This is a genomic window from Ramlibacter sp. bp-362 (assembly GCF_054956735.1).
This window is the reverse complement of record NZ_JBUDXE010000009.1, coordinates 73,202-84,561: the sequence shown is the minus strand read 5'-3', so window position 1 is coordinate 84,561 and position 11,360 is coordinate 73,202. Positions and strand designations below refer to the sequence as shown.

The 11,360-nt window shown below is 71.0% G+C and carries 11 protein-coding genes; 5 read left to right on the top strand and 6 right to left on the bottom strand.

Going from position 1 to position 11,360, the window contains the following annotated elements; translation table 11 throughout:
- Positions 1-50 precede the first annotated feature (50 nt).
- Positions 51-1,016: a LysR substrate-binding domain-containing protein gene (locus ACY0MJ_RS14490; protein WP_462639186.1), complete on the top strand. Its 966-nt coding sequence runs from the start codon at positions 51-53 to the stop codon at positions 1,014-1,016.
- Here ACY0MJ_RS14490 and ACY0MJ_RS14485 read toward each other — a convergent pair.
- From ACY0MJ_RS14485 to uvrC, 3 genes are all read right to left on the bottom strand, one after another.
- Entirely contained in the window at positions 970-1,878 is a 909-nt protein-coding gene (locus tag ACY0MJ_RS14485; RefSeq protein WP_462639185.1) for a DMT family transporter, read from the bottom strand. The two genes, ACY0MJ_RS14490 and ACY0MJ_RS14485, sit on opposite strands and share 47 nt — an antisense overlap.
- Positions 1,879-1,888: 10 nt before the next feature.
- A complete protein-coding gene (pgsA, locus tag ACY0MJ_RS14480) occupies positions 1,889-2,455 on the bottom strand; it encodes a CDP-diacylglycerol--glycerol-3-phosphate 3-phosphatidyltransferase (RefSeq protein ID WP_462639184.1) in 567 nt (188 codons plus the stop codon).
- Positions 2,456-2,600: 145 nt separating this feature from the next.
- Entirely contained in the window at positions 2,601-4,598 is a 1,998-nt protein-coding gene (gene uvrC / locus ACY0MJ_RS14475) for an excinuclease ABC subunit UvrC (protein WP_462639183.1), read from the bottom strand.
- A gap of 20 nt (positions 4,599-4,618) precedes the next feature.
- On the opposite strand from uvrC, the gene earP reads away from it, so the two are divergent.
- The 3 genes from earP (at position 4,619) to ACY0MJ_RS14460 (ending at position 7,158) form a co-directional block, all read left to right on the top strand.
- Positions 4,619-5,665 carry an elongation factor P maturation arginine rhamnosyltransferase EarP gene (gene earP, locus ACY0MJ_RS14470; RefSeq protein WP_462639182.1) on the top strand — a complete coding sequence of 349 codons (1,047 nt, stop codon included), beginning with the start codon at positions 4,619-4,621 and terminating at the stop codon, positions 5,663-5,665.
- Positions 5,666-5,764: 99 nt separating this feature from the next.
- On the top strand, positions 5,765-6,319 hold the full coding sequence (gene efp / locus ACY0MJ_RS14465) for an elongation factor P (protein ID WP_462639181.1): 555 nt from the start codon (positions 5,765-5,767) through the stop codon (positions 6,317-6,319).
- A 47-nt stretch (positions 6,320-6,366) separates the two neighbouring features.
- Positions 6,367-7,158 carry a heme-dependent oxidative N-demethylase subunit alpha family protein gene (locus tag ACY0MJ_RS14460; RefSeq protein ID WP_462639180.1) on the top strand — a complete coding sequence of 264 codons (792 nt, stop codon included), beginning with the start codon at positions 6,367-6,369 and terminating at the stop codon, positions 7,156-7,158.
- Positions 7,159-7,250: 92 nt separating this feature from the next.
- On the opposite strand, the gene ACY0MJ_RS14455 is transcribed toward ACY0MJ_RS14460, so the two are convergent.
- Positions 7,251-7,931 (bottom strand): hypothetical protein, encoded by a 681-nt coding sequence (locus tag ACY0MJ_RS14455; RefSeq protein ID WP_462639179.1) that lies wholly within the window; start codon positions 7,929-7,931, stop codon positions 7,251-7,253.
- A gap of 91 nt (positions 7,932-8,022) precedes the next feature.
- Between ACY0MJ_RS14455 and ACY0MJ_RS14450 the strand changes: the two genes are divergently transcribed.
- Positions 8,023-8,886: an LOG family protein gene (locus tag ACY0MJ_RS14450; protein WP_462639178.1), complete on the top strand. Its 864-nt coding sequence runs from the start codon at positions 8,023-8,025 to the stop codon at positions 8,884-8,886.
- Here ACY0MJ_RS14450 and ACY0MJ_RS14445 read toward each other — a convergent pair.
- Positions 8,861-9,958, bottom strand: coding sequence for an MFS transporter (locus ACY0MJ_RS14445; protein ID WP_462639317.1), 1,098 nt, complete (start codon positions 9,956-9,958; stop codon positions 8,861-8,863). The two genes, ACY0MJ_RS14450 and ACY0MJ_RS14445, sit on opposite strands and share 26 nt — an antisense overlap.
- A 64-nt stretch (positions 9,959-10,022) precedes the next feature.
- A complete protein-coding gene (locus ACY0MJ_RS14440; protein ID WP_462639316.1) occupies positions 10,023-11,318 on the bottom strand; it encodes a DNA recombination protein RmuC in 1,296 nt (431 codons plus the stop codon).
- Positions 11,319-11,360 lie beyond the last annotated feature (42 nt).

Genomic DNA, 11,360 nt, shown 5'->3' with positions numbered 1-11,360 from the left:
GGGCGGCGCCAGCAATAATGCGGCAAGCCATTCTTTCCATGCCGGCAGCAATGAAGCCCCACCTCGATCGCGCCGACCTCGAACTGCTGCTCGCCATCCGCGGGCACGGCAGCCTGGCGGGCGCGGCCGCCGCCGCGAACGTCGTACCCTCGGTCGTCACCAAGAAGCTGGCCGCGCTGGAGGCGCGGCTGGGATTCAAGCTGTTCCAGCGCACGACGCGCCGCGTCGTGCCCACGGCCGAAGGCGAGGCCCTGTGCGAGCGCGCCACCGGGCTGCTGGCCGGCTTCGCGGCGATGGAGAGCGAGCTGCAGGAGCGCCACCGCGAGCCCGTGGGCCGCATCCGGCTGGCCGCGACCTTCGGCTTCGGCCGCACCTGGGTCGGGCCCGCCGTCGCCGAATTCCAGCAGCGGCATCCGCAGCTGGACATCCAGTTGCAGCTCACCGAGCAGCTGCCCGACCTGGCCGTGGAGGGCTTCGACGGCGCCGTGTGGCTGTGGCAGTTGCGCGGGCAGCGCGCCAGCGAATGGACCGGACGGCGGCTCGCGCGCAACCAGCGCGTGCTGGTCGCGGCGCCCGCCTACCTGCGCCGGCGCGGCACGCCGGAGAGCGTGGAGGAACTGGCCGCGCACGACTGCCTGGTGGTGCGCGAGAACGAGCAGTTCGGCACCTGGCGGCTGCAGCGCGAACGCGACCGCGCCGAGGTGCGCGTGCGCGTGGGCGGCCGGCTCTCCAGCAATTCCGGCGAGCTGGTGCGCGACTGGTGCCTCGCCGGCCACGGCATCATGCTGCGCAGCCTGTGGGACATCGCCGGCGCGCTGGCGGCCGGCGAGCTGGTGCGCGTGCTGCCCGGCCACGCGATGGCCGACGCCGACGTGCACTGGCTGGCGCCGCACACGGCGAGCACGCCCAAGCGCATCCGCCTGCTGGTGGACTTCCTCGCCGAGCGCTTCCGCGGCGAGCCCTGGAAGCTCAGTTCCGCGGCGAGCGCACGACCAGGCTCACGCCCACGGCGGTGAGCGCCATGCCGGCGACGATCAGCACCGTGATGGGTTCGCCGAACAGCACCCAGGCCATGAGCGCGGTGGCGGGCGGCACGAGGTACATCAGGCTGGTCACGCTGGTGGCCGCGCCGCGCTGGATCAGCAGGTACAGCAGCGAGCTGCCGCCCAGCGTGAGCCCCAGCACCGACCATGCGATGGCGCCGGCCAGTTCGTGGTTCAGGGAGCCGTCGGCCAGCCACCAGCGCATGCTCTCCTGCTCCATGAGGGCCAGCGGCAGCGTCACGACGAAGGCCGCGGCGAGCTGCACGAGGTTGGCCGTGCGCACGTCGCAGGGCGCGACGAAGCGCTTCTGGTACAGCGTGCCGGCCGTGATCGACATCAACGCGACGAAGGCGCACAGCAGGTTCCAGGCCCCCACCTCGCCGAAGCCCAGCTTCTCCCACACGACCAGCACCAGGCCGCCCAGCCCGAGGGCGAGGCCGCCCCACTGGCGCGCCGCCACCTGGCCGCCGCGCATGGAGATCCACACGGCCGTGAGCACCGGCTGCAGCCCCACGAGCAGCGCGGCGAGCCCCGCGCCCATGCCGGCCTTCACCGCGGCCCAGACGCCGCCCAGGTAGCCCCCGTGCATCAGGACGCCGGTCACGGCGAGGTGCGCCCATTGCGACCGGTCGCGCGGCCAGGCCGCGCGCGAGGCGAAGGCCCAGGCGAGGAAGGCCGCGACCGAGAGCACGTAGCGCAGCGCCAGGAACTTCATCGGCGGCGCGTGCGGCATGCCGTAGCGCGCGACGATGAAGCCGGTGCTCCAGATCACGACGAACACGGCGGGCATGGCCCGGACCAGGGGGTCGGGCCGCGTGGCGACGGCAGCGGTCATGGTGGAAGGTCTATTTCACGCGCCGCCGGATCTCGGGGAGCGCCTTCTGCAGGTAGTAGATCATCGACCACACGGTCAGGATGGCCGCCAGCCAGATCAGCCACGTGCCCCAGACGTCCGTGTGGATCACGCGGAACAGGCGGCCGTCGAACAGCAGGAAGGGGATGGCGATCATCTGCACGGTGGTCTTCACCTTGCCCAGCATGTGCACGGCCACGCTCTTGGACGCGCCGATCTGCGCCATCCACTCGCGCAGCGCCGAGATCGCGATCTCGCGGCCGATGATGATCAAGGCCACGAAGACGTCGGCGCGCCCCAGGTGCACCAGCACCAGCAGCGAGGCGCAGACGAGGAACTTGTCGGCCACCGGGTCGAGGAAGGCGCCGAACGAGGAAGTCTGGTTCAGCTTGCGCGCGAGGTAGCCGTCCAGCCAGTCGGTGAGCGCGAACACGATGAACATCACGGTCGCCACCAGGTTCTGCACCTTGGGCTCCAGCCCGATGTAGAACACCCCCACCAGCAAGGGGATGGCGATGATGCGCGTCCAGGTCAGGAGCGTCGGGACCGTGAAGAACATGGTCCGCCATTGTGCATGAGGGCGGGAAGGCGGGTTCAAGGACGCAAAAGTCGCAAAGGTTCCGCAAAGGGCGCAAAAAAATCCTTGGATGATCTTTTGCGACTTTTGCGGAACCTTTGCGACCTTTGCGTCCGGAAGTCCGCATTCAATGCAGCGCGCGATAGATCTCCTCCGCCAGGTCGCGCGAGATGCCTTCCACCGTCGCGATGTCCTCCACGCTCGCGGCCGCCACGCCGCGCACGCCGCCGAAGCGTTGCAGCAGGCGGGCGCGCTTCTTGGCGCCGACGCCGGGGATTTCCTCCAGCTGGCTGCCGCCCACGCGCACGCGGGCGCGGCGCGCGCGCATGCCCGTGATGGCGAAGCGGTGCGCCTCGTCGCGGATCTGCGCCACCAGCATCAGCGCCGCCGATTCCCGCCCCAGGTAGATCTTGTCGCGGCCGTCGGCGAACACCAGTTCCTCCAGCCCCACCTTGCGGCCCTCGCCCTTCTCCACGCCGACGATCACCGACAGGTCCAGACCCAGCTCGGCGAACACCTCGCGCGCCATGCTCACCTGGCCGCGCCCGCCGTCGACCAGCACGAGGTCCGGCAGGCGCTGGGCACCGCCGCCGCCGCCCGGCTTCTCGCGCTTCGGCTCCTCTTCCGCCGGCGTCGCGTCCGGCGTGTCGCGCCCCGCCTGGGCGAGCCGCGCATAGCGGCGCGTGAGCACCTGGCGCATCGCCGCGTAGTCGTCGCCCGGCGTGATGTCGTCGATGTTGTAGCGGCGGTATTCGCGGTTCTGCATCTGGTGGTGGTGGAACACCACGCAGGAGGCCTGCGTCGCCTCGCCGGCCGTGTGCGACACGTCGAAGCACTCGATGCGGAAGGTGTCCAGGTTGTCCGGCGCCAGGTCCAGCGCTTCGACCAGCGCGCGGGTGCGGGCCTGCTGCGAGCCCTCCTCCGCCAGCAGGCGCGCGAGCTGCAGCTGCGCGTTCTTCTCCGCCATCTCCAGCCACAGGCGCCGCTGCCCCCGCGGGTTGTGCACGGCGGCGATGCGGCAGCCGGCCTGCTGCGAGAGCGCCTCGACCAGTTCGCCAGCCACGGGGTGGCTCGTGATCAGTGCCGACGGCGCCGGCACGCCCAGGTAGTGCTGGGCGATGAAGGCCTCCAGCACCTGCACTTCCACCGGCGCCGGCGGCGCGGCCTCGCCGGCCTCGTCGACCTCCTGCAGGCTCGTCGCGTCCTCCACGTGGCTGGGGAAATAGGCGCGGTCGCCCAGGTGCCGGCCGCCCCGCACCATCGCCAGGTTGACGCAGGCCTTGCCGCCCTGCACCTGCACCGCGAGGATGTCGACATCCTGGTCCGACACCGTCTCCACCGACTGCTGGTGCAGCACCTTGGACAGCGCCGCCATCTGGTTGCGCAGCTCCGCGGCCTGCTCGAACTCCAGCTTCTCCGCGTGCGCCATCATGCGCGACTCCAGCTGCTGCAGCACGGCGTGCGTGTCGCCGCGCAGGAAGGCCTCGGCGTTCAGCACGTCCTGGTGGTAGGCCTCGGGCGCGATGAAGCCGACGCAGGGAGCGGTGCAGCGCTTGATCTGGTACAGCAGGCAGGGCCGCGTGCGGTTGGCGAACACGGTGTCCTCGCAGGTGCGCAGGCGGAACACCTTCTGCAGCAGCTGGATCGATTCCTTCACCGCCCACGCGCTCGGGTAGGGCCCGAAGTAGCGGTGCCTGCGGTCCACGGCGCCGCGGTAGTAGGCCACGCGGGGGAACACCACCGCCGAGGGCGCCCCGCCCTCCTTCGTCGCGAAGCCCTGCTTGTCCGGCGAGCCGGTGATCTTCAGGTAGGGGTAGCTCTTGTCGTCGCGGAACAGGATGTTGTAGCGCGGCGCGAGCGTCTTGATCAGGTTGTTCTCGAGCAGCAGCGCCTCGGCTTCCGAGCGCACCACCGTCGTCTCGAGCCGGGCGATCTTGCCGACCATGTGCCCGATGCGCGTGCCGCCGTGGTTCTTGGTGAAGTAGCTCGAGACGCGCTTCTTCAGGTTGCGCGCCTTGCCCACGTACAGCACGCCGCCGTCGGCGTCGTAGTACCGGTACACGCCGGGCAGCGCCGGCAGCGCCGCGACCTGCGCGAGCAGTTCTTCCGAGTGGTCCTGCACCATGGGCCTATTATCCGGGCGCGATGCGATGGGACCTCTTCTGCAGGGTGATCGACAACCACGGCGATGCGGGCGTGTGCTGGCGCGTCGCCGCGGAGCTCGCCGCGCGCGGCGAGACGGTGCGCCTGTGGATGGACGACGCCCCGATGCTGCGCTGGATGGCGCCGCAGGGCGCACCGGGCGTGGAGGTCGTCGCATGGACCGATCCCGCCCCCGACCTCGCCCCCGGTGACGTCGTGGTCGAGGCCTTCGGCTGCGATCCGCCCGCCGCCTTCGTCGCGCGCATGGCGGCCGCGCCGGCGCCGCCGGCCTGGCTGAACCTGGAGTACCTCTCCGCCGAGAGCTACGTGGAGCGCAGCCACGGCCTGCCCTCGCCCGTCATGGCGGGCCCCGGCGCGGGCCTGGTCAAGCACTTCTTCTATCCCGGCTTCAGCGAGCGCACGGGCGGGCTGCTGCGCGAGAAGGACCTGCCGGCCAGGCGCGCGGCCTTCGACCGTGCGGCCTGGCTGCGCCTGCAGGGCGTCGCGCCGGCCGCGGGCGAGCGCGTCGTGAGCCTCTTCTGCTACGAGCCGCCGGCGCTGGCGGCCCTGCTCCGGCAGTTGCAGGCCGGTCCGCAGCGCACGCGCCTGCTGGTGACGCCGGGGCGTGCGCGGGCCGCCGTCGAGGCGCTGGGCGCCCGCGACGCCGGGGCGCTGCGCCTTCACTTCCTGCCGCTGCTCAGCCAGCGCGACTACGACCACCTGCTGTGGTCCTGCGACCTCAACTTCGTGCGCGGCGAGGATTCCTTCGTCCGCGGCCTGCTGGCGGGCGTGCCCTCGGTCTGGCAGATCTACCCGCAGGACGACGGCGCCCACGTGCCCAAGCTGGAAGCCTTCCTCGCCTGGCTGCAGCCCCCGCCGGGCCTGCGTGACTTTTTCCTGGCCTGGAACGCCGTGACGGACCGGCCTCTGCCGCCGCTGGACCTCGCGGGCTGGCGGCCGACCGCGGCCAGCGCCCTTGCACGGGCGCAAGCCCTGCCGGATCTCGCGGCCGGGCTGCAGCGGTTCGCCGCCGGGCGCATTAGAATATAGGGCTTTGCGCAGCGGGCTTCCCGTGCGTTTCCTTGCCGCCACCCGCATGTCTCGACCGAGTTGCTTGCGCGCGCAGCGGCCCCTCACCGAAGACTTGTCATGAAAATCGCTCAAGAAATCCGCGCCGGCAACGTGATCATGCAGAACGGGCAGCCGTGGGTCGTGCTGAAGACCGAATACTCGCGCGGCGGCCGCAACGCCGCGACGGTCCGCATGAAGCTCAAGTCCCTGCTGAACAACCAGGGCACCGAAGTCGTCTTCAAGGCCGACGACAAGATGGACCAGATCGTGCTGGACAAGAAGGAGTGCACCTACTCCTACTTCGCCGACCCGATGTACGTCTGGATGGACGCCGAGTACAACCAGTACGAGGTGGAAGCCGACAACATGGGCGACGCCCTGAACTACCTCGAGGACGGCATGCCGGCCGAAGTGGTGTTCTACGAAGGCAAGGCCATCTCGGTCGAGATCCCGACCAGCCTGGAGCGCGAGATCACCTGGACCGAGCCGGCCGTCAAGGGCGACACCTCGGGCAAGGTGCTCAAGCCCGCCAAGATCGCCACCGGCTTCGAGATCGGCGTGCCGATCTTCGTGGCGCAGGGCGACAAGGTCGAGATCGACACGCGCACCGGCGAATACCGCCGCCGCGTCTGAGGCGCCCCCACCCCGCTCACGAAGGCTCCGCAAGGAGCCTTTCTTGCATGGGCTTCGACCTGTCCCTCGCCGCCGTCCCGTTCCGCATGCAGCCCGGCCTGCGGCGGCTGGCGCCCGGCGCGCGGCAGCTCACGCCGCTCGCCCCGGGCAGCGCCCTCTGGCAGGAGAAGAAGCGGGTGCTGGAGGCAAGTGCCAGCCGTCTCGCCGTGCCAAGCTTCGACGCGCAGCCGGCGATCGCGGCCCTGCTCGCACAGGCGCGCGCCGAAGGCCTCGACGCCAGCGAGCCGATCGAACTGGCCTTCGAGGAGGACTTCGCCGTGCTGGAGGCCGCCGGCACCACCCTGCCCTGGTTGTGCGTCTGCGTGCCTTCGCACTGGGCGCCGGAGGAGAAGCTGGGCCAGCCTTTCTCCGCCGTGCACGCGCCGGTGGCCGACAACCAGGCCCTGCTCGCGGCCGGCCGCCAGCTGGTGCAGCTGGTCACGGGCGGCGAGCGCTTCGAGCGCTTCGTGTGGACGGTGTCGCCCAGCGGCCGCTACGACCAGCACCCGCGGCGCCATCCCCGCACGCCTTGGCCGGCCGACGCGGACCCTGAAGCGTTCGCGCGGCAATGCTTCCTGCGCAGCGAGCGCCAGAGCTTCATTCCCGTGCCGGGCATGGGCCAGGCCGTGTTCACGATCCGCGTGATGCTGCAGCCGCTGGCGGAAGCCGTGCGCACGCGCGAGGACGCGAAAAGGCTGCACGATTCGCTCGCGTCGATGAGCGACGCCGTGCTGGCGTACAAGAACCTCGCGGCGGCGCGGACGCCGCTGCTCGCCTGGCTCGCGGCGCGCGCCGGCTGATTGCTGGGGTTCGCTGCGCTCACCGCCAGCCTACGCCGGACTGCCTCGGGTTCGTAGGCTGGCGGTGAGCGCAGCGAACCCCAGCTCCCGCGTCAAACCCCGCGCGTCAACACCCAGGCCAGCACGCCCGCGACCACGACGACCGTGCCGCCGACGGCGGCCCAGACCAGCGGATGCATTCCGCTTCCCTTGATCGCGCCCGCCAGCGGTTCGCTGCCCGGATAGGGCGCCGTGTGCGGCAGGCTCTCGGCCAGCTCGCCGGCGGCTTCGGCCGTCAGCAGGTCCAGGCTGACGCGCTGCGTGCCCGGCGCCTCCGCGATGCGCACCCACAAGTCCACGACGGTGCCGCGCAGGCGCGCATGCGCGATGTCCGCCAGCGGGAACTTGACGCGGTCTTCCTTCCACGCGAGCCCCTGGCGAAAGCGGCCGGACAGGCGCAGCACCTTGGTCTGCACCCGCAGCTCGATCTCGCCCTGGAACGGCGGGATCTCGTAGCCCTTCGCCTCGGCTTCGAGCAGCTTCGCCGCGTGGATGCCGTGCACGACCGAGTGGCTGCCCAGGCCGCTGGGCGGCGCGCCGCCGCTGGCCGCGAAGCCGGTCTCGGGCTGGCCCTGCCGGACCAGGTCGCCCACGGTGAGCTCGATGCCGTCGGGACCGACCAGCACCTCCTTGCTGCCCAGCGCCTTCTTCACCCTCATGCCGAGGATCGTGCGCCGGTCGTAGGGGCCGACCCTGCGGCCCTGCAGCACCACGTGATACACCGGGTTCTCCACCTCTTCCCCTCGTGTTGCAAGCCACAGGATAGCGGGATCGCGGGCCGGCCCCGCCCCGGGCCGCGGCCGAATCCGGCCACAATGGGCCCTTATGTCTTCGACCCGCAACATCCATGACCGGCGGCTCGCCGACGCCTGGGCCACGCTCAAGGCGCACGCCGATTCCGGCCTGCCGCTGGATCCCGACGCGAACCGGCTCGCGTTCGTCGACCCCGAATTCCTGCTGCGCCGCGAGACGCGCGGCATCCGCTTCCAGCTCGAACTGCTCAAGCCCGACCTGGAGCAGCAGGAGCACGGCATCGAGAACACGATCGTCGTGTTCGGCAGCGCGCGCCTGCGCGACGCCGAGACCTCGGCCGCGCTGCTGAAGGAAGCCGAGGCCGGCGCCGACGAGGCGGCGCTCGCGCGCTCGCGCGCCCGCGAGCGCAACGCCCACTACTACGAGAAGGCGCGCGCCTTCGGCCGCCTGGTGGCCGAATACAGCGCCGGCAAGGAGCCGCGCGACAAGCTCTACATCTCCACCGGCGGCGGCCCCGGCATCATGGAGGCCGCCAACCGCGGCGCCCACGAGGCCGGCGGCATCAGCGTGGGCCTGTCGATCGCCCTCCCGATGGAGGAAGCGGCCAACCGCTACGTCACGCCCGCGCTGTCCTTCAAGTTCCACTACTTCGCGCTGCGCAAGATGCACTTCATGATGCGCGCGAAGGCGCTGGTGGCCTTCCCCGGCGGCTTCGGCACGCTCGACGAGCTGTTCGAGGTGATCACGCTGGTGCAGACGCGCAAGGCGCGCCAGGTGCCCATCGTGCTGTTCGGCTCCGACTACTGGAAGCGGCTGATCAACTTCCAGCTGCTGGTGGACGAAGGCGTGATCGCCGCGGCCGACCTCGAGCTGTTCCAGTTCGCCGACGAGCCGCAGGCGGCCTGGGACATCATCCGGACCTTCTATCGTCTCTGAGGCCCAGGGCCACGCGGACGCCGCAGCCCACGGTCGCGGCGACCGTCCAGAACACGGCGCTCACGCCCACCAGCGCGCCGGCGCTGCCGAACAGCATGGGCATCGCGACGCTGGAGGCGTTGATCACCAGCATGCGCATGCCCACCGCCTCGCCGTGGCGGTGCTCCGGCGTGATCTGGTGCAGCATGCTCATCACCATCGGCTGCACCATGCCCAGCGCGAAGCCGAGCAGCATGGAGCAGATGCCCATGGTGATCGCCATCTGCATGAACGGGTACACCGCGTAGATCAGGCTGGTGGCGACCATCGCCGTCACGATCAGCACCCACTCGCGCACGCGCGCCGCCAGCAGCGGAAGGAACAGGCGGATGCCGGCCGCGGAGGCGGCGAACACGCCCAGGATCGTGCCGATCACCGAGGCGGACAGCCCGCGGTCGTGGCCCAGCACCGGCACCACGAAGGTGTGCACGTCCCAAGCCGAGGACAGGAACCAGTTCACCAGGATCAGGCGGCGGAACATCGGCTCGCGCCACAGGTCCCAAGCGCGCCCGCGCGCCGCGCGGTGGTGGCCTTCCGGCTGCGGCACTTCGCGCGCCGTGCGCATGCCGACCCAGGCCACCAGCGGAAACACCGTCAGCAGGAGGAAGGCGGCGCGGTAGCCGCCATGGTCGATCACCAGGCCCGCGGCGAAGGGGCCGATGAAGTTGGAGAACGCGGGCCCGATGGCCAGCCACGAGAAGGCCTGCTTCATCTGCGTCGGCCCCGCCACCGCGCGGCCGACGTGCCGCTGCAGCGCGATCACGGCGCTGCCGGTGGCCCCGCCGGTGAGCAGCGCCGAGATGCACAGCACCGGGAACACCGGGAAGGCGAGCGCCAGGGCCGCGCCGATCGCGGCCGCCGTGACGCTGATGGCGATCGGGCGCTTGAGCCCGTGGCGGTCGGCGTAGCGGCCGGCCGGCAGCGCCAGGAACACCTGCGTCAGCGCGAACAGCGACATCAGCACGCCGACGGCCAGCTCGCTGTAGCCCTGCTGCAGCGCCAGCAGCGGCGCGGTCATGCGCATGCCGGCCATGCAGGCATGCAGGAACACGTGGCCGGTGATCAGCCGCGCGAGCTCGCGCGGCGTGATGGGGGCATCAGGCGTCGCTGTCGTCACCGGGTTCTTCGGCCAGCGGGAGCAGCGCCTGGGCCTGGGTTTCGGGCAGCGCCTCCACGTTCTTCAGCGCGCGCCGCATCATCTTGGTCCGCGTGTCGGCCTTGTCCACGGTGTCGGCCGCCTTCTGCACCTGCTCCTTGATGCGGGCCACCCACTCGCCGTAGCGGTCGAACTCGGTCTTCACGGCGCCCAGCACCTTCCAGACCTCGGAGGCCTGCTGCTCCAGCGCCAGCGTGCGGAAGCCCATGTGCAGGCTGTTCAGCATGGCCAGGAGCGTCGTCGGGCCGGCGAGCGTGACGCGGTAGTCGCGCTGGATCTTGTCCATCAGGCCGGGACGGCGCAGCACCTCCGCGTAGAGGCTCTCGATCGGCAGGAACAGGATCGCGAAATCGGTGGTGTGCGGCGGCGCGAGGTAGGACTCGCAGATGGACTTCGCCTCCTCGCGGATGCGCACCTCCAGCGCGCGGCCGGCGCTGTCGACGCCGGTGGGGTCGGCGCGCTCGTGCGCGTCGAGCAGGCGCTCGTAGTCCTCGCGCGGGAACTTCGCGTCGATGGGCAGCCACACCGGCGTGCCGTCGGCGCTGCGGCCCGGGAAGCGCACGGCGAAGTCCACGCGCTGGTTGCTGCGCGGCTTGGTCTCCACCTGCTTGCCGTACTGCTCCGGCGTCAGCACCTGCTCCAGCAGCGCCTCCAGCTGCACCTCGCCGAACATGCCGCGCGTCTTGACGTTGGTCAGCACGCGCTGCAGGTCGCCCACGCCCTGCGCCAGCGTCTGCATCTGGCCCAGGCCGTGGTGCACCTGCTCCAGCCGCTCGGCCACCTGCTTGAAGCTCTCGCCCAGGCGCGCTTCCAGCGTCGTCTGCAGCTTCTCGTCGACCGTGCGGCGCATCTCGTCGAGCTTGGCGGCGTTGGTCTGCTGCATGCCGGCGAGCTGCGTCTCCAGCGTGGTGCGGACTTCGGCCATGCGCCGCGCGTTCGCCTCGCTCAGGTCGCGCAACTGGTTGTTCAGCGTGTCCGACAGCGTCTTCTGCAGCAGCGTGAGCTGCTGGGCGAAGGCGTCGATCTGCGTGTTCTGCGTGCGCGTGGCCTCCTGGCCCTGCTGCATCAGCACCTGCTGGAACGTGGAAAGCGTCTGCGTCAGCTCGCCGCGCAGTCCGCGCGAGCTCTCGCTGATCTCGCGGCGCAGCTCCCGCTCCAGCCGTTCGCTGGCCGCCAGCAGTTCGGCGCGGCCCGTGTCGGGCACCGGCGGCCTGCGCAGCAGCAAGGCCAGCAGCATCACGACGCTGAGGCCTCCCAGCGCCAGCAGGGCCCAGACCCA

Coding starts and splice junctions, on each gene's coding strand:
- ACY0MJ_RS14490 (WP_462639186.1), top strand. CDS start 51: ATGAAGCCCCACCTCGATCGCGCCGACCTCGAACTGCTGCTCGCCATC.
- ACY0MJ_RS14485 (WP_462639185.1), bottom strand. CDS start 1,878: ATGACCGCTGCCGTCGCCACGCGGCCCGACCCCCTGGTCCGGGCCATG.
- pgsA (WP_462639184.1), bottom strand. CDS start 2,455: ATGTTCTTCACGGTCCCGACGCTCCTGACCTGGACGCGCATCATCGCC.
- uvrC (WP_462639183.1), bottom strand. CDS start 4,598: ATGGTGCAGGACCACTCGGAAGAACTGCTCGCGCAGGTCGCGGCGCTG.
- earP (WP_462639182.1), top strand. CDS start 4,619: ATGCGATGGGACCTCTTCTGCAGGGTGATCGACAACCACGGCGATGCG.
- efp (WP_462639181.1), top strand. CDS start 5,765: ATGAAAATCGCTCAAGAAATCCGCGCCGGCAACGTGATCATGCAGAAC.
- ACY0MJ_RS14460 (WP_462639180.1), top strand. CDS start 6,367: ATGGGCTTCGACCTGTCCCTCGCCGCCGTCCCGTTCCGCATGCAGCCC.
- ACY0MJ_RS14450 (WP_462639178.1), top strand. CDS start 8,023: ATGTCTTCGACCCGCAACATCCATGACCGGCGGCTCGCCGACGCCTGG.
- ACY0MJ_RS14445 (WP_462639317.1), bottom strand. CDS start 9,958: ATGGCCGGCATGCGCATGACCGCGCCGCTGCTGGCGCTGCAGCAGGGC.
- ACY0MJ_RS14440 (WP_462639316.1), bottom strand. CDS start 11,318: ATGCTGCTGGCCTTGCTGCTGCGCAGGCCGCCGGTGCCCGACACGGGC.